The sequence below is a fragment of the Paenibacillus sp. Dod16 genome (genome assembly GCF_049893405.1).
Lineage (GTDB): Bacteria > Bacillota > Bacilli > Paenibacillales > Paenibacillaceae > Paenibacillus_AQ.
Window position 1 is genome coordinate 234,957 of the sequence record NZ_JBNDYG010000001.1, and the last position, 17,587, is coordinate 252,543.

At 43.6% G+C, this 17,587-nt stretch carries 13 protein-coding genes and 1 pseudogene; all 14 read left to right on the forward strand.

The annotated features are described in order from the left end of the window. Nucleotides 1–114 precede the first annotated feature (114 nt). The 14 genes and pseudogenes from ACPV3A_RS01010 to ACPV3A_RS01075 all read left to right on the forward strand — a co-directional run bounded on the left by ACPV3A_RS01010 (nt 115) and on the right by ACPV3A_RS01075 (nt 17,573). Nucleotides 115–1,209, forward strand: a complete 1,095-nt coding sequence (locus ACPV3A_RS01010; RefSeq protein WP_426197911.1) for a glycosyltransferase — start codon at nt 115–117, stop codon at nt 1,207–1,209. A gap of 614 nt (nt 1,210–1,823) precedes the next feature. Further along, nucleotides 1,824–3,158 carry a glycosyltransferase gene (locus ACPV3A_RS01015; protein ID WP_426197912.1) on the forward strand — a complete coding sequence of 445 codons (1,335 nt, stop codon included), beginning with the start codon at nt 1,824–1,826 and terminating at the stop codon, nt 3,156–3,158. Beyond that, nucleotides 3,155–4,264, forward strand: coding sequence for a DegT/DnrJ/EryC1/StrS family aminotransferase (locus ACPV3A_RS01020; protein WP_426197913.1), 1,110 nt, complete (start codon nt 3,155–3,157; stop codon nt 4,262–4,264). Before ACPV3A_RS01015 ends, ACPV3A_RS01020 begins: the two co-directional genes overlap by 4 nt. Then, entirely contained in the window at nt 4,254–5,393 is a 1,140-nt protein-coding gene (locus tag ACPV3A_RS01025; protein ID WP_426197914.1) for an ATP-grasp domain-containing protein, read from the forward strand. Before ACPV3A_RS01020 ends, ACPV3A_RS01025 begins: the two co-directional genes overlap by 11 nt. Then, entirely contained in the window at nt 5,394–6,233 is an 840-nt protein-coding gene (locus tag ACPV3A_RS01030; protein ID WP_426197915.1) for a class I SAM-dependent methyltransferase, read from the forward strand. Nucleotides 6,234–6,261: 28 nt separating this feature from the next. After that, nucleotides 6,262–7,260, forward strand: coding sequence for a TylF/MycF/NovP-related O-methyltransferase (locus ACPV3A_RS01035; RefSeq protein WP_426197916.1), 999 nt, complete (start codon nt 6,262–6,264; stop codon nt 7,258–7,260). 234 nt (nt 7,261–7,494) lie between these two features. After that, nucleotides 7,495–7,692, forward strand: coding sequence for a cold shock domain-containing protein (locus ACPV3A_RS01040; protein WP_009594275.1), 198 nt, complete (start codon nt 7,495–7,497; stop codon nt 7,690–7,692). 198 nt (nt 7,693–7,890) lie between these two features. Continuing rightward, nucleotides 7,891–8,457 (forward strand): ribosome hibernation-promoting factor, HPF/YfiA family, encoded by a 567-nt coding sequence (hpf, locus tag ACPV3A_RS01045; protein WP_113059715.1) that lies wholly within the window; start codon nt 7,891–7,893, stop codon nt 8,455–8,457. A 723-nt stretch (nt 8,458–9,180) separates the two neighbouring features. Further along, nucleotides 9,181–11,694, forward strand: coding sequence for a preprotein translocase subunit SecA (gene secA / locus ACPV3A_RS01050; RefSeq protein ID WP_071219788.1), 2,514 nt, complete (start codon nt 9,181–9,183; stop codon nt 11,692–11,694). 394 nt (nt 11,695–12,088) lie between these two features. Then, a protein-coding gene (gene prfB, locus ACPV3A_RS01055; RefSeq protein ID WP_113059739.1) for a peptide chain release factor 2 occupies nt 12,089–13,202 on the forward strand; the annotation gives its coding sequence in 2 pieces (ribosomal slippage) (nt 12,089–12,160 and nt 12,162–13,202; 1,113 coding nt in all). Nucleotides 13,203–13,228: 26 nt separating this feature from the next. Further along, nucleotides 13,229–14,134: a YitT family protein gene (locus ACPV3A_RS01060; protein WP_071219787.1), complete on the forward strand. Its 906-nt coding sequence runs from the start codon at nt 13,229–13,231 to the stop codon at nt 14,132–14,134. A gap of 297 nt (nt 14,135–14,431) precedes the next feature. After that, nucleotides 14,432–14,998 (forward strand): GNAT family N-acetyltransferase, encoded by a 567-nt coding sequence (locus ACPV3A_RS01065; protein ID WP_426197917.1) that lies wholly within the window; start codon nt 14,432–14,434, stop codon nt 14,996–14,998. 389 nt (nt 14,999–15,387) lie between these two features. Next, complete coding sequence (gene argC, locus ACPV3A_RS01070; RefSeq protein ID WP_426197918.1) at nt 15,388–16,443, forward strand: N-acetyl-gamma-glutamyl-phosphate reductase; 1,056 nt, start codon at nt 15,388–15,390, stop codon at nt 16,441–16,443. A gap of 18 nt (nt 16,444–16,461) precedes the next feature. Beyond that, nucleotides 16,462–17,573, forward strand: a pseudogene (locus tag ACPV3A_RS01075) (bifunctional ornithine acetyltransferase/N-acetylglutamate synthase). Nucleotides 17,574–17,587 lie beyond the last annotated feature (14 nt).

Here is a 17,587-nt window from a genome sequence, read left to right on the forward strand (position 1 = left end):
TTAAAATGCATCATGATCCGCCAACGTAGAAGGTTGTCTATAGGCAACCTTCTTTAATATATCTGATTGAGCTGAGAGAACTCTATATAAATTGATAGTGAGGATTTAAATATTATGATAACTAAGTTACCAATATCCGTCTGTATGATTGTTAAGGACGAAGAAGCTTACATTGGGAAGTGTATCCGTTCGTTGAAATCTGTAGTAAACGAAATAAATGTGATAGATACTGGATCTTCCGACCACACTATTGCAATAGCTGTTGAAGAGGAAGCAAGGATATATCATTATCAATGGAATAATAACTTTTCGGAAGCCAGAAACTATGCAATTAGTGTTGCCACTCAACCTTATATATTAATCATGGATGCAGACGAAACATTGGATCATACTACATTAAAGTCTCTGGAACAATATATAAAAAGTTCATCTAATGAACCGGCTACTGTTACTATCCGAAGCATTATAAATGATCAAACAATAGTGAATTCAAGGCTCACCCGCTTATTTCCTAATTGCATAGATTATCAATACCATGGGATGATTCATGAGCAATTAACTTATAAAGGCATGCCTATTGAAATAGTTCAGAATACAAAAGTTGTTATAAACCATGCTGGATACCAAGAGAATGAAATACAAAAAAAGAACAAAATCGACCGGAATTTAGAGCTGCTTAGAAAACAACAACAACTAGAACCTAACTCGTGCTATTTAAATTTTCAAATTGGACAGACCCTATACGTAAATAGGAATTATGAAGAGGCTATCCAGACTTTTGATGGGACTCTTCAAATGGTTTCGATGTTGGACTCCTTACCACCTTATATATCTACAATATTTTTATCATACGGCTATTGCTTACTCAAGACTGCTCAATTTGATATATTGGACAATCTTATTAATGATGCCATTGAATTCTATCCGGATTTTACAGATTTATATTTTTTATATGGTGTTTCATTAATCGAAAGAAAAGATGTCCAAAAATTTGCAGATATCAAGGAAATATTTGAATATTGTCTTCACCTAGGAGAAGTTGCGAATCCTTCGTATGAATCGGTTGAAGGAGTTGGCTCTTATAGAGCTCTATATAACCTGGGGATTTATTACGAAGTTATGAATAATAAAGAAGAGGCGTATAGATGTTATTCTAAAAGCGCTGAGTATCAGTTTAAACCCGCACTAGTTAAAGTGCAATCGTATTAAGAGAAGGGCATAGCAATAAAAATATTACGAGGGGAAAGTCATGAAGTGGTACCGGGAGCAGCGAAGAATGAATTCCAGGCGACATTTGACAACTGCATGTTTAGTATTAGATTTTCTGAAAGGCAGATTGAGGATCTACTAAATACCAGATGCTATTTTCTAAATTTATAAATGAAATCATGGATTTATTCACATCATATTTACTTTTGCCGGAACAACTCTTTGTCCGGTATACAATTTTTAAAAGATCTAAATGCAAGCAGACTACTAAAGGTGCGTCCTTCGTGGGTCTGCTTTTGGTTTTAACGAGGTATTCTTATATAAAATATGGATTTATCTATGTGTTTTCTTATTGCCTAGATTCATCACTGGAGCTCCTTGAATTATCAGTTAAGATACTTTAACGGTAAACCATTAATAATCAATAACGTCGAGAAGCGATAGGTAAGTTTATTGCGTTTCACCCGATTGATATGCATTATTATATTTTCGATAATCTTTAAGTTGCCGATTGGAGTCATATTCATTCTATGCTATCAAGTTTGTGCAAAAACATGCCGATATTACACGATATAGGACAGTAGAAGATAACTTATAAGAAAAGGATAAATCAAATGGATTTTGAACTCAGCTTAAAATTAAAAGCAGATATCTACGATTTAATGCAATCAAAAGATTTTATGAAAGCTATGGATTTACTGGAACTCTATTCTGATAAATATGGAAGCGATCCAGATATTGTTATTTTACAATCCATGTTTCATTTTAAACTAAATGATTTACAAACAGCACAGACAATATTGGAAGAGGGAATCCAAAAATATCCATTGCATGAAGATTTAAATTATAATATAGGCTTTATTTATGAAAATGTAGAAGATTACTCCAAATCAGCCTTTCATTTTTATATCGCTCAACTAGTAACGAAGGATGAAATGTTGAAAGAAGAACTCTCACAAAAACTCAGTGTTCTACTTTCATTGCTAAAGGTTCCTGTTACTAATATTCTCCTGGAAAACAAGAGCAGCATTCCAAAAGTAAGTGTCATAGTTACAGCATATAATCAAGAAAATTATCTCAAACAAACAATTGAGAGTTTACTTTCGCAAATATATCCTAATATAGAGATTATAGTCGCGGATGATTGTTCTACCGATGGTACGGAATCTATGATGGAGCGATTTTCAGGAGAGTGCAGAGTTAACTATAAGAGAAACACTCAGAATTTAGGACCTGGAATTAATGGGTGTCAAGCATTTTATCAATATGGAGACGGGGAATACGTACTTTTCGTTAACCACGATGATTATCTAACAGATCCTAATTATGTCTTGAAAGCTGTGTGTTTATTAGAAAGTAACAAGACATTATCATTTGTCTTTGCAAACTGTACGAAGCTAAATATATCTACTGGGGAGGAGCAACAAACGGGAGTTTATTTAAATGAAGAAGTTAATGGCTTGCATTATTTTATGTTTTATGAGACGAGGGATTACCCACATATTACGAGTCTACTGACAAGCGTATTTCGAAGGGAATTACTTGTTCAGATGGAATGCCTTTTAGAAGAAACGATGAGTAAAGATTTATTTTTATATTTGAAACTTATGCTGGCAGGGAATGTTGGATTTATACAAGATAATGTAGGAGTATATCGAGTACATGAGCAAAGCATTAGCTATAACATGCCTCCCCAGTACGATTATTCCACAATTAAGGAGTTAGACAGTTTAAGGAGGTTTGCTAATAAAAACTATTTTCCATCGGATGAGCTGATGGATAAGTGGCTAGGGTTTCGTATATATGCCTATTTTAGATGGAGATTCAATACGCTGCGAGTTCAGAATAATTATGATCAAATCGATAAAATAATGAATTTTCTTAGTCAGAAATATAGTAATGCCTATATCCTATTGAAAAAAGATGCTGAGGAAAGTGAATTGCAATGATCCCAGTTACCAAGACATACCTTCCAAATATCGGGAAATACCAAGAATATGTACAACAAATATTTGCCTCTAACCAATTGACGAATAATGGAACCTTAGTTCGAGAACTCGAGAATAAGTTAAAAGATTATCTAGGCGTTCCCTACCTGGTTCTTGTTTCTAATGGAACGCTTGCTCTGCAATTAGCTTATAAATTGCTTGAGCTTAAGGGGGACGTTATTACGACTCCCTTCTCTTTCGTGGCGACAACAAGTAGCTTGATTTGGGGAGGGTTAAAGCCAGTTTTCTCGGACATTAATCCCGAGACTTTAAATATAGATGTTACAAAGATTGAAGAAAAGGTTACTAAGGATACCTCTTGTATTTTACCGGTGCACGTATTCGGAAATCCATGCGAAGTTGATCAAATCCAAAAAATTGCTGATAGACATAATTTAAAAGTGATATATGATGCAGCGCATGCATTTGGTACTGATTACCAAGGAAAGAGTATTTTAAATTTTGGTGATGTTTCTATTGTAAGTTTTCATGCAACCAAGCTATTCCACACTATTGAGGGTGGAGCAATAATCATGCAGAATGATGAACTTTATAAAAAAGCAAAGCAGTTAATAAACTTTGGATTTGGATCAAATGGGATTCCAGAAGTCCTAGGTATAAATGCAAAAATGAATGAATTTCAAGCAGCTATGGGTTTATGTGTTCTAGATGACATTGATATAATCCGTTCAAAGAGAGAGCAAGTCCACAAGTATTACCAAGATCGATTAGCCTCTATCTCGGATATTGATGTAGTCTCTTTCAATCAACTAGGAACTAAAAATTATTCATATTTTCCAATCATACTAAAAAATGAGGAAATCGTATTAGGAGTTAAAGAAGCACTAGAAGAACATGAGATTTTTCCTCGAAGATATTTTTATCCGTCATTAGACGGACTTCCTTTTGTCGATTCTCCTCCAATGGAAGTTGCAGGTGAGATGGCTAATCGTATACTGTGCCTTCCGATGTACGGAGAATTATCAGAGTCGATAATTGATGAGATATGTCATATCATAATTAATCAAATAACGTCGATGGAGAAGGAGAATGAATGTGTTAAATAGAGAAGGTTCTAATTCTAGTCGCACGTTCATTCTTTTTTCGGGTTTTAATACCAGAGCGGTGTTAACTTTATGCCGAATCTTTACTAAACATAAGATTACCTTTTTTATCATTGCTTTAGATAAGAATGATCCAATTCATTTAACAGCATATACATCCCACGTTAAATGGATACGTAAAAAGAGACAGCTAGATCTTGATGAATTTATAGATGCAATTGAACATATAAGAACACGGTATGAAGTTGATACGGTCACTATTGTACCAAGTACGGAAGCACTTAACCGCTTTATTTTAGAGCATAGAGGTTTTTTGGAGGATAGAAATATATCAGTTCCCTTAGTGAACAAAGCTTTATATGAGTTGATTTCTAATAAATACTCTTTTGGTGAATTATGTGCTATGAAAGGGATTAAAGTTCCAACTGAAATTACGCTGTCAGAAAAAGCTGTAACCAATTATCCGATAGTGGCAAAGCCAAGAAATTATTCGACTTCAAATACTATTAGTCCCGTTATTATTAATCATCAACTTGAATTGTTAGAGTTTCAACGATTATATAATGTGGATGATTTTTATTTTCAGGAATATGTAAATGGTGAATCTTACTATTTGTTATATTCCATTGATAAATCCGGAACAGTTGTTAGCTTTTCTCAGAAAAACTTCATTCAGCAAGGCAATGGAAAATCAATTGTTCTAGCTGTATCAGCAGAGATACACAATGAAAGCATCGGTGAGAAGTATAAACGGTTCTTTTTAGAACTGGGTTTCCATGGCGTTGTCATGGTTGAGATAAAGAGAACAAAGGAAAATGATTACATGATAGAAGCAAACCCCCGGTTTTGGGGCCCCCTTCAATTAACCATGGATTGTAATGTTCCAATAGTAGAGTTGTGGTTACAGATGTGCGGTTGTGAACTTCAGGAAGAATCGAAAGCATCCCCCCCATATGTCTATGGAGAATATCTTTGGCTGTCAGGCTTATTGAAATCTATAAAAAATAACGATGTGATGTACCATGTTAATCCTGAAGTTATACAACATTTGCCTGATTATCTATTAAGCGATGTTTATCTAAGGAAAGATAGCCTTAATTACTTCTACGATGAGATCAAGGGAGACAAATAAATGAACGAGAGAATATTAAAGCTTAAGAATCTGTACAAAGATTCTTCTAAGCATTCGACTTATCAAAATATACCTTCTTTTGTACAAGAGGCTCTCGGGTATCAAGAGCACATTAATGAAGAATGGCGTGGGGATACTGCTCGTTATAAATTCATTTTGGGCTTTTTACAGGAGTTAAAGGTAGATAGTATTGTTGATATTGGAGCTAATACTGGTTTCTTCTCCCATAGTCTTATGAAGGATTTGCCCAATATAAGTGTCACAGCAATTGAACCTAATAAAAATCATGCAGAATTTATTCGAGAAATCAACGAGATTTTTAATCTTACTAACATCAAAGTAATAGATAAACCACTTCAAATAGAGAACTTTGACACACTGCAAAATGAATTCGACTGTGCATTGATTTTAAACGTGCTTCATCACGCAGGTGTAGATTTCGATCAAGATAAAGTGAAAGAACCATATGAGGTTTGGGATTACATGGAGAACTATCTGAATAAGTTTTCAAAAGTCTCTTCCTTGATAATTCTTCAGTTGGGATATAACTGGGGGGGCGACAAAACAAAGCCAATTGTGCCTACTAGTGACTGTTATCAAATGTTCTCTAATTTATATAATAGCGCCCAACGTTCCGGATGGAATATCCGAGAGGTGGCTTACTATTTTAAAAGGGAGCAGGAGTATAAAACGATGCCACAATCCATACTTGATACCATAGATAATGATGAGAGCAAGTCGAGAGACTTATTTAATTCTTGGTGTTTATCTATGGACATTTCAACAAGTAGTGAATTTTATAAAAGACCCCTATTAATTTTGGAAAACAGTGCTAACTGAAGTCTATACTATCAGGAGATGAAATTAAATGTATAAGCTATTGATCTTTGGTAACGGGGGTTTATGGAGTATTGTAAAGAACTATATCGATTCTAACAAAGCAGAGATTATTGGATTTATTAATAGTGATCCAAAAGTGAATGGGACGTTTTTTGAAGATAAACCTGTAATTACACCACAACAAATAATGAATTATGAATTTGACTATATCGTACTGGCGAGTGGTCAGTATGACGAGTTAATTAACCAACTTAAGGACGCAAATCTTGAGAAGGAAAAAATTATTACATTTAAGATCAACGGATCGAAGGTGTTTCAGGAAATTCAAGATCAGGCAAATCGTAGAATACTAGAAGAAACAAATGAAAATAGTTTTAAGCTAATATCCCGCAATAATATGGAGCCTTATTTTTTAGTGAATATGAATATGTTGGGTAGGGAAAGAGAGTTTGAACTTACTGATGGTTTTACTGATTATGTTCGACTTTCGACATTAGAACTCATCGCGAATGAGATCAATACATGTAACATACCAGGTAATGTTGCAGAGCTAGGCGTATATAAAGGGGATTTTTCAAAGCATATTAATAGATTGTTTCCAGCGAAGAAGCTGTATCTTTTTGATACGTTTCAGGGATTTGACAATAGAGATATCTTGATAGATTTACAAAAAAAATACTCTAGTGAAACCACTCGATTCACAGATACAACCATAGATCTTGTCATGAAAAAAATGAAGCACCCAGAAAATATACACATAAGAAAAGGTTATTTTCCTGAAACATCCGAAGGCCTTGAAGATCGGTTCTCTTTTGTAAGTATTGACACTGATCTGTATAAGCCGATATATGATGGACTCACGTATTTTTATCCTCGGTTAGTAAAAGGTGGATATATTTTTGTTCATGATTATAATAATGCGATATTTAAGGGAGCGAAAGAAGCAGTGCGTAATTTCTGTTCTGAGAATTCGATTCCTTATGTGCCCGTCAGTGATAATCTAGGAACTGTAATTATTGCAAAATAGGTTTGCACCCTGTTTCACCCCCTCACTCCCCGGGTAAATAACCATAAACCTATTTTGTCCGCAAACTATTTTTGCCCGCCAACTCAGGCCTGAAGCCAAGTCGACATTTTTCCGGTTTTTTTGCAAAAGAAAACCTTTTCCTTGGTAATTGACACTGGATAAGTCGGGTGCTATAGTCGGAAATGTGGACAATTAGTGTCACACTTTATTTGACAATGAAGGGAATGTTAGTGCATGCAAGGTAAAGTGAAATGGTTCAACGCAGAGAAAGGTTATGGCTTCATCGAGACTGAGGACGGCGGCGACGTATTCGTACATTTCTCCGCGATCCAATCCGAGGGCTTCAAGACTCTGGAAGAAGGACAATCCGTAGAATTCGAGATCGTTGAAGGCGCTCGTGGCCCGCAAGCAGCTAACGTAATCAAATTATAATCATCCCGGCACAGCCGACCTACATAAACGGTATAGATGATTAACAGTTCGAGATTCGCTAGCCCAAGACTCCGGTTCGTCCGGAGTCTTTTTTCTGTGCGCCGACCCCTTTAAAATATTGTGCTAAAATTCACAATTCTGACTTTTTACATAGCCTTAACAAAATGCTATAATGAAGGTGCAAAGGAGGAGTGCCCAATGCAATTCACTATCCGAGGTCAACAAATTGAAGTGACCGATGCTTTGAAAGACTATGTTGACAAGAAACTCAGCAGGCTAGATAAGTATTTTGATGCACCCCCCACCTCCGAAGGATATGTCACCCTGAATGTCATTCGAGGATTGCACACAGTGGAAGTGACCATTCCGCTCACAGGCGTGGTACTGCGTGCGGAAGACCGAAGCGATGATATGTACGCTTCCATTGACGCTGTTGTGGACAAGTTGGAACGTCAGATTCGCAAGCACAAAACCAAGCTGAACCGTAAGATCAAGCAAGAGGGCGGACTGAAGACGCTTATTGCGGCGAACGGAGCAGCGGCAACCAGTCAGATGGATGCAGAGCAAGTCGAGTATGACGAGGACAATTACGAAGTTGTCCGTACGAAACGTTTTACCATGAAGCCGATGGACGTGGAAGAAGCGATCCTGCAGATGAACATGGTAGGCCATAATTTCTTCGTATTTTCCAACATTGACACACAAGAAGTAAATGTCGTTTACAAGCGTGATGACGGCAAGTACGGATTGATCGAGCGGGACTAAGTTTTTAAACGGTATTCCAAACGGAATGCAGAGGCAGTTGGACCTGATCGAATTTTAAATTTTAAACGTTGAAATGAAATTGAAATGTAAGATGAGCCTTCATCCGTGTAAGCGGGTGGGGCTCTTTATTTGGATATATACGTTTTCGATGCGATAGGCATCGTAAAGACGCTGGCATATGATGGTAAGCCCATCGGAGTGTGCTGAATAGTGCGATCATTTTTTCAATGAGGTGGCTCTTAGGGGACTACGAGGCCGTTTCTTTAACAGCTTCAGGTACAACGTCTTAAGGACTTCCTATATAAGAGGATTAACGTTCGGTTAGCCACGATTCAGCGATAGTTCTAGGGCGGAGTCTTTGTTGTTTTCGGACAATGAGAGATGAATATTTGGCACCCACTTAGATGTAGAGTTTCATTTATGAAATGAATATACTTCCATTGGTTATGACTGGGTAAATGCTCCACGCAACTTTTTTGAGCCTTCCCGCGTCTCATAGAGTAAGGGCTTCACGTAACAGACATCTCTTGTGATAGCACATATTGTTGCGGCATCCCTTACAAACTGTTACAATTTATGCAAACCCTCATTTTATGGGACGGGCTTTTTAGCCTGCATGAAGTGGGACCATCATAAGGAATCAATGAATCGATTTCATCATTTAACCCTTTGGCATTTAATGAAGTTGATTCTATCACTTGTTTTGCACGAAAGGGGTTAACCATGCTAGGACTTGTCAAAAAGATATTCGGCGACACCAACGAGCGTGATGTCAAACGTCTCATGAAGACGGTCGATGTAATCAACAAACTGGAACCGGATTTTGAGAAGCTCTCCGATGAGCAGCTGCAATCCAAAACCGAAGAGTTCCGTGCGCGGATCGAGAAAGGTGAGACGCTGGAGGAATTGCTTCCTGAAGCGTTTGCGACAGTTCGTGAAGCTTCCAGACGGACACTCGGCAAGCGTCACTATGACGTGCAGCTGATCGGAGGAATGGCCCTCCACGAAGGCAGAATTGCAGAGATGAAGACCGGTGAAGGTAAGACCCTTGTAGGTACGCTGCCGGTTTACTTAAATGCCCTGCTTGGCAAAGGTGTTCACGTTGTAACGGTCAATGATTATCTGGCGCAGCGTGACAGCCAAGAGATGGCGCAAATATATAATTTCCTGGGAATGACGGTCGGGGTTAACCTGAGCGGCATGGAACACCCGGATAAACAGCAGGCATATGCTTGCGATATTACGTACGGAACGAACAATGAGTTCGGCTTTGACTATCTGCGGGATAACATGGTCCTCTACAAAGAGCAGATGGTTCAGCGCCCACTCTATTTCTGTATCATTGATGAAGTGGACTCCATCCTGGTTGACGAAGCGCGTACGCCGCTCATCATCTCGGGTCAAGCTCAGAAATCGACCGAGCTGTATTTTGCCGCTGACCGTTTCGTGAAGCGTCTGACTGCGGAAGAGGATTATACGGTAGACATTAAAGTCAAATCCGTGGCCTTAACTGAAAAAGGTGTGGCGCTTGCGGAGCGTTCCTTCGGTATCGACAACCTGTATGACCATAACCACGTAACCTTGAACCACCACATTGTACAAGCGCTGAAAGCGAACGTGATCATGCGCCGCGATGTGGATTACGTTGTTACCGATGATGAAGTGGTTATCGTTGATGAATTCACGGGACGTCTGATGGCTGGACGTCGCTACAGTGACGGACTCCACCAGGCGATTGAAGCGAAGGAAGGCATCGAGGTTCAGAACGAGAGCATGACCCTTGCAACGATCACCTTCCAGAACTACTTCCGGATGTATCGCAAGCTGGCAGGTATGACCGGTACGGCGAAAACCGAGGAAGAAGAATTCAAGAAGATTTATGGTCTTGAAGTGCTGCAAATTCCTACGAACAAACCGAATCAGCGCATCGACATGCCGGATGTGGTTTACAAGAGCGAAGAGGGCAAGTTTAAGGCGGTTGTAGCTGAGATCGTGGAGCGTCACAAAAAGAACCAGCCGATTCTGGTGGGTACGGTTTCCATCGAGAACTCCGAGCGTTTATCGGAAATGCTGAAGCGCAAAGGCGTCCAGCATAAAGTTCTGAATGCGAAGTACCATGCGGAGGAAGCGGAAATCATCTCCCGCGCCGGTCAGCCGGGATCGGTAACGATCGCGACGAATATGGCGGGACGCGGTACGGATATTTTGCTTGGTGAAGGCGTGCAGGATATTGGCGGGCTTCACATTATCGGTACAGAACGTCACGAATCGCGCCGGATCGATAACCAGCTGCGTGGTCGTGCCGGTCGTCAGGGTGACCCGGGGTCGACTCAGTTCTATCTGTCCCTCGGCGATGAGCTGATGAAACGTTTTGGTACGGACAACGTGCTGAACATGATGGAGCGTCTTGGTTTTGAAGAAGACCAGCCGATTGAGAGCAAAATGATTACCCGTGCGGTTGAATCCGCGCAGAAGCGGGTAGAAGGCAATAACTTCGACATGCGTAAAGTCGTTCTCCAATATGATGACGTCATGAACCAGCAGCGTGAGATCATCTACAAACAGCGCCGCGAGATCTTGGAGTCCCAAGACATTAAGCAAATCGTTGTAGAGATGATTAAGCCGGTCATTGATCGTGTCGTTCAGGCTCACTGCAGCGATGACATTCCGGAGAACTGGGAACTGCAAGAAGTGGCAGACTACGTCAACAGCAAGCTGCTGGACGAGGGTGCCGTTACCCGCGAAGATCTGTGGGGTAAAGAAGCAGAAGAGCTTACCGAGTACATCTTCGATCGCGTGATGAAGAAGTACGAAGAGCGTGAGCAAGCCATCGGCGAAGAAATGGTTCGCGAGTTCGAGAAGGTTATCGTGCTGCGTGCGGTAGACAGTAAGTGGATGGATCATATCGATGCAATGGACCAATTGCGTCAAGGTATTCACCTTCGTGCTTACGGCGGTACCGATCCGCTTCGCGAATACCAATTCGAAGGCTTCGAAATGTTTAATGCCATGATCGCGACGATCCAGGAAGAAGTGGCGACGTACATCATGAAGGCCCAAATCGCGACGAATCAGGAGCGTCAAGCCGTTGTGGACGAGAACAAAGTCTCCACGAACAGCAGCAGCGAACCTGCCGAGAAGCGTCCGGTCCAAGTGGCTGAACAGATTGGCCGGAATGATGCATGCCCTTGCGGCAGCGGCAAGAAATATAAGCACTGCCATGGACAGAACGCATAAGCGATACGGCCCATTGGCGATGAATATAATATAAGAAAAGCATCCATCGACGCGCTTTTACAGCAGTCGGATCGCGTGTAGAGGATCATTTTCTTGCGATGATCGAATTTGTTCAGTTTCGCTAAAACCGACGAATTCGGTGATTCTTATAAGCCCGTCCAGAATATGGGCGCGAACTTTTCAACTCCCTTAAGAGCGGCAGATGAACCGGGTGATTGTGGTCAATTCCACCGTGATCCGGAATCACTGCTGCGCTTAAGGGAGTTTATCTGAATAAACAGCGAAACATGTTGTGAAGCGATGTGACATGGATTTTCTCTTGAAATGGAACGTTTTTCATACAGGAGAGGGTATACTGAAATTATTACATGAAGATAAGAAGGGACGAGGACTCATGATCGATCCAAGTGTGAAGCAGGACCTGCGTGAAATTAGCAAGAAACTAACCAATCTTAGGGGGTCTCTTTGACTTAGATTTAAAGCAGGAGATGATTGAGAACTTTGAAGAAAAGATGGCGGCCCCGGATTTCTGGGACGACAATGAGAAAGCTCAGGCGCTCATTGCCGAGATGAATGCCGTGAAGTCATCCGTGGATCAATATCTGAAGCTGCAAGCGGATTACGACGATGCCGTCGTGATGATCGAGCTCGCGGATGAAGAAGGCGATGACTCCCTTGCGGGGGAAATTGGAGAAACGATCAAGGACCTGGTCGGGCGTGTGGAAGAGTTTGAACTCCAACTGCTGTTGAACCAACCTTACGATAAAATGAATGCCATCCTTGAGCTGCATCCGGGCGCGGGGGGTACCGAGTCGCAGGACTGGGGCCAAATGCTGCATCGCATGTATACGCGTTGGGCGGAGAAACGCGGCTTCAAGGTAGAGACGCTGGATTATTTACCTGGGGATGAAGCGGGAATCAAAAGCGTGACGCTGCTCATTAAGGGCTACAATGCTTACGGGTATTTGAAGGCTGAAAAAGGCGTGCATCGCCTGGTTCGGATATCCCCGTTCGATTCTTCCGGCCGTCGCCATACCTCATTTGTGTCCTGTGACGTCGTTCCGGAGATTAACGATGAGATTGAACTGGACATCCGCACGGAGGACCTGAAGATTGATACTTACCGTGCGAGCGGCGCCGGTGGTCAGCATATCAATACGACGGACTCGGCCGTACGGATCACTCACTTGCCTACAGGTGTGGTCGTAACCTGTCAGAATGAACGGTCCCAGATTAAGAACCGTGAGCGTGCGATGACCATGCTTCGTTCCAAACTCTACGAGCGCAAGATCGAGGAGCAGCAGAAGGAATTGGCGGAAATCCGCGGCGAGCAGTCCGATATCGCATGGGGCAGCCAGATCCGCTCGTATGTCTTCCATCCGTACAGCATGGTGAAAGACCATCGTACACAGGTGGAGACCGGTAATATAGGAGCCGTCATGGACGGGGATCTGGATGCTTTTATCGATGGATATTTGCGCAGCCAGATCAAGCAGGAAGTCGAGTAGGACGTTGAGGAGAGATTTGAAGAACTATGGCGCAATCCGCTGGCAATCCATCGATTAACAAAAGAAAAAGAGAACCCCTGATTCCGATCAACGGTCCCCTTCGACAGACGGTGGACACCGTTTTTATCATCATCGGCTCCTTTATTATGGCGCTGTCATTTAATCTGTTTTTCTTGCCCAACCACATCGCCTCAGGCGGTGTATCCGGATTGTCCGTTCTTGCGCAAGCATGGCTCGGCATTGAACCGGCCTTTACGCAGTGGGCACTCAATATCCCCTTGTTTGTGCTCGGCTTCTGGCTGCTAGGACGTGACTACGGCATTCGTTCCCTGCTGGGAAGCGTGGTTTTGCCATTGTTCGTTTTTTTGACCAAGGACTGGCCGATTCCAACCTCCAATCCCCTCTTGGCTTCCATCTATGGCGGGATCGGCGTCGGGATCGGCATGGGGCTGGTCTATCGCGGCAGGGGTTCAACCGGTGGATTGACCATCGTGGCTCAGCTCCTGCAAAAATACAGCGGCCTCAGCTTCTCCCTTTGCGTCGTGCTCTTGGATGCGATTGTGATCTCTTCGGCAGCCCTCGTGCTGTCGCTGGAGCAGGCGTTGTACGCACTCATTGGACTGTACGTGACAGGCAAAGTAATTGATGCGATTGAGCTGGGCTTTAGCTTCACCAAGGTGGCTTACATTATATCCGATCATACGGAGCCGATAACCAAGGCCATTCTCGAGGATCTCGACCGTGGTTTAACCAAGCTGACCGCAGAGGGAGGCTATACGGGAGAACACCGGACGGTTCTGATGGTCGTCGTCGGGCAGAGTGAAATTCCCCGTCTGAAAACGGTGGTACAATCGGTGGACCCGAATGCGTTTGTCATCATTAGCAATGCCCATGAGGTATTGGGTGAGGGCTTCCGTAATATCAAGGCGTAAAACAATAGAAGCTGTGTCGAGAGGCTTTCGGCACTCGGAGAGACGGTGTATATCACCGTCTCTTTTTTTTGTGGACTATAGCATGTATAAGTTTTCAGCGAAGCTGAACCGTTCGTTGAGTTGCAAGCAAAGCTTCCTCTACACGCGGTCTGTCGTCTGTGAAGTGCGTCGATAGACGTTTTTCCGAATGGGATCTACTGTCCGGTGGGAGCCAAGCCGATATGCCTTGAATTTTCCTTTATTTTTCTAGCAAAGAGCATATAATGGTATCTAATATTGTTCAGGGGGTAGGAGATTATGGAAATCGAACGGATCTTTGCTAATTTGCCGGTGCTGGAAACCGAGCGCCTGAGGCTTCGCAGAATATCGATGCAGGATGCGGATCAAATGTATGCCTATGCCTCTGATGATGAGGTTGCCAAGTACGTAACATGGGAAACTCACCGCTCGATCAACGACAGTAAGAAATTCATCCAGTTTATACTTGTTCAGTATGCCAAGCATGATATTGCCCCTTGGGGGATCGAGCTGAAGGAAAGCGGACGTCTGGTGGGGACGGTGGATTTCGTATGGTGGAAGCCCGAACAGCAGAGTGCCGAGATTGGATATGTACTTGCGCGGGATTGTTGGGGACAAGGTCTCATGACGGAAGCCGCTTCTGCTCTATTGAAACTCGGATTTGGTGAAATGGATCTTGTGCGCATCCAAGCGCGTTGCATAGAAGGGAATATCGGTTCTCAGCGTGTGATGGAGAAGATCGGCATGTCCTATGAGGGGACGTTGAGGAAGGGGATTAAGACCAAAGGGCGACATTGGGACCTCAAATTATATTCCATTCTAAAAGAAGAATATGAATCTCTTTAGCATTTGAAGGCAACTGGAATCATGTGCAATGGGATCAAATTTGAATAATCCATTGTATTTATATGAATACAGTCGTATAATAATACATATTTATGAGACGGATAAAGTCAATGAATACCTAGAATAAAGCGTGTGCTAACGCAGGAGACAAAAAACTCCGAAGAAGATCATCACCAGCTTGACTGCTTCTTGAAGTAAAAATGATATCAAGAAGCACCAGTAGACACGCGTGGTTTTTGATAACCCATCATATGATGAGGATAGCATCAGCGGCAGCGTGATCGATCGGATGAAGGAAACGGATGAGCATGACGTAGAGATGAAGGATGGATGAATGGGACCTTGCATAAGGTCCTTCAGCTGTTCCTTGGGGAGAGGGATGAGGAGAAATGACGGACACAAACATAGTAAAAGTAGCTATTGTAGGATCTACCGGCTACGGTGGCGTGGAACTGATCCGGCTGCTGCAAGCACACCCGCGCGTTGAGATTACATCGGTAATCTCGTCTTCAACTGCAGGCGTACCGATATCGGACGGTTTTCCGCATTTGACAAATATCATGACCCAGAACCTGGATGGCGTTAACCCAGCGGAAATCGCTGAGGTGGCAGACCTGGTGTTCGCGGCCACGCCTTCGGGCGTCAGTGCCAAGCTGGTGCCGGAGCTGCTGGATGCAGGCCTGAAGGTCATTGATCTGTCGGGAGATTTTCGCTTAAAAGACGGGGCAGCGTATGAACAGTGGTATAAGCATACGGCTCCGAGTGCGGAACTTTTAGAGAAAGCCGTATACGGTCTATGCGAAGTGTTTGGCGAAGAGGTCCGCGATGTCGATTTCATCTCCAATCCGGGCTGCTATCCGACAGCGACGCTGCTCGGGCTGATTCCGGCCATCAGCGCGGGATGGATCGATGCCTCTTCCCTTATTATCGATGCCAAATCCGGCGTATCCGGTGCAGGCCGGGGAACGAGTCTGATGACGCATTATGCCGAGATCAATGAGAACTTCAAAGCCTATAAGGTGAATAAGCATCAGCATATTCCCGAGGTTGAGCAGGTATTGACTCAGGTGGCGGGCGAACCGATTACCGTTACCTTTACCACCCATTTGGTGCCGATGACGCGGGGAATCATGACCACCATGTATGCCACGCTGAATGGTCCATACTCGGAAGAGGATTTTATTGAACTGTATCGCCAGTATTTCAAGGATCGCAAGTTTGTGAGAATCCGGGACTTGGGCGTATGGCCTGCGACAAAAGAAGTCAGCGGGTCCAATTACTGCGACATCGGATTCGCGGTAGATGCGCGTACGAACAGAGTGACCATTATATCGGTCATTGATAACGTGGTGAAGGGTGCGGCCGGTCAGGCAATCCAGAACCTGAATTTGATGATGGGATGGGAGGAGAGCCTCGGACTTACGTTTACGCCGATTTATCCGTAAGCGGCTGGGGATACAGACATGGGAGAGAATATGTTTGCGATTATTGATGGGGGCAGCATCGTAACGCCGCAAGGCTTCAAGGCTGCCGGGCTCCACTGTGGACTTAAGAAGACCGACCGTAACGATCTGGGCGTCATTGTATGTGACGTGCCTGCCGTGGCGGCAGCTGTATATACAACGAACCTGTTTCAAGCGGCACCGCTGAAGGTGACGCGTGAAAGCCTGCAGGATGGCAAGCTTCGCGCGATTGTCGTGAACAGCGGGAATGCCAATGCCTGCACGGGCAAGCAGGGTGAAGAAGATGCTTACACGATGCGTGCCAATACGGCTGCGCAATTCGGCCTGGACGAGAACGATGTGGCCGTCGCCTCAACGGGAGTCATCGGGGAACTGCTGAAGATGGACCGCGTTTCCTCGGGGATCGCCGGCCTGCCTGCACGACTCAGCGGCGGAAGCGAAGGGGCTGAGAGCTTCAGCCAAGCGATTTTGACAACCGATCTCGTGAAAAAAGAAGCCTGCGTGACCGTTCAAGTTAACGGTACGAAGGTGACTATCGCCGGAACAGCAAAGGGGTCGGGGATGATCCATCCGAACATGGCGACCATGCTCGGATTTATGACGACAGATGCGGTCATTGGTCAGGAAGCGCTGCAGCTGCTGCTGCGCCAAACGACCAATCTGACCTTTAATATGATTACGGTGGATGGCGATACAAGCACCAACGATATATCGCGCGTGACGGAGAGGGAGCTTCCCGCCTGATCGAGGTTCGCGTGGACGGTGCTGAAAGCGATGATGACGCGCAAGCGATTGCCAAGACGATCATTGGCTCCAGCCTGGTCAAATCCGCCGTATTCGGCGCAGATGCCAACTGGGGACGCATTATTGCGGCTGTCGGCCGTGCGGGCCGCCCGGTTAATCCGGAGACGGTCGATATTGCCATAGGCCCGATTTCGGTGCTGGAGCAGTCAAGACCGGTTGCTTTTGACGAGGAGGCGGCTCTGGTTTACCTTCAGGGAGACACCGTGGATATTGACGTGAAGCTGCATATCGGAAATGGCTCGGCTACGGCCTGGGGCTGTGATTTAACTTATGACTATGTCCGCATTAATGCGGCTTATCGTACGTAGATAAACATTCAGTA

Coding starts and splice junctions, on each gene's coding strand:
- ACPV3A_RS01065 (WP_426197917.1), top strand. CDS start 14,432: ATGGAAATCGAACGGATCTTTGCTAATTTGCCGGTGCTGGAAACCGAG.
- ACPV3A_RS01010 (WP_426197911.1), top strand. CDS start 115: ATGATAACTAAGTTACCAATATCCGTCTGTATGATTGTTAAGGACGAA.
- secA (WP_071219788.1), top strand. CDS start 9,181: ATGCTAGGACTTGTCAAAAAGATATTCGGCGACACCAACGAGCGTGAT.
- ACPV3A_RS01030 (WP_426197915.1), top strand. CDS start 5,394: ATGAACGAGAGAATATTAAAGCTTAAGAATCTGTACAAAGATTCTTCT.
- ACPV3A_RS01040 (WP_009594275.1), top strand. CDS start 7,495: ATGCAAGGTAAAGTGAAATGGTTCAACGCAGAGAAAGGTTATGGCTTC.
- ACPV3A_RS01020 (WP_426197913.1), top strand. CDS start 3,155: ATGATCCCAGTTACCAAGACATACCTTCCAAATATCGGGAAATACCAA.
- ACPV3A_RS01060 (WP_071219787.1), top strand. CDS start 13,229: ATGGCGCAATCCGCTGGCAATCCATCGATTAACAAAAGAAAAAGAGAA.
- hpf (WP_113059715.1), top strand. CDS start 7,891: ATGCAATTCACTATCCGAGGTCAACAAATTGAAGTGACCGATGCTTTG.
- ACPV3A_RS01015 (WP_426197912.1), top strand. CDS start 1,824: ATGGATTTTGAACTCAGCTTAAAATTAAAAGCAGATATCTACGATTTA.
- argC (WP_426197918.1), top strand. CDS start 15,388: ATGACGGACACAAACATAGTAAAAGTAGCTATTGTAGGATCTACCGGC.
- ACPV3A_RS01035 (WP_426197916.1), top strand. CDS start 6,262: ATGTATAAGCTATTGATCTTTGGTAACGGGGGTTTATGGAGTATTGTA.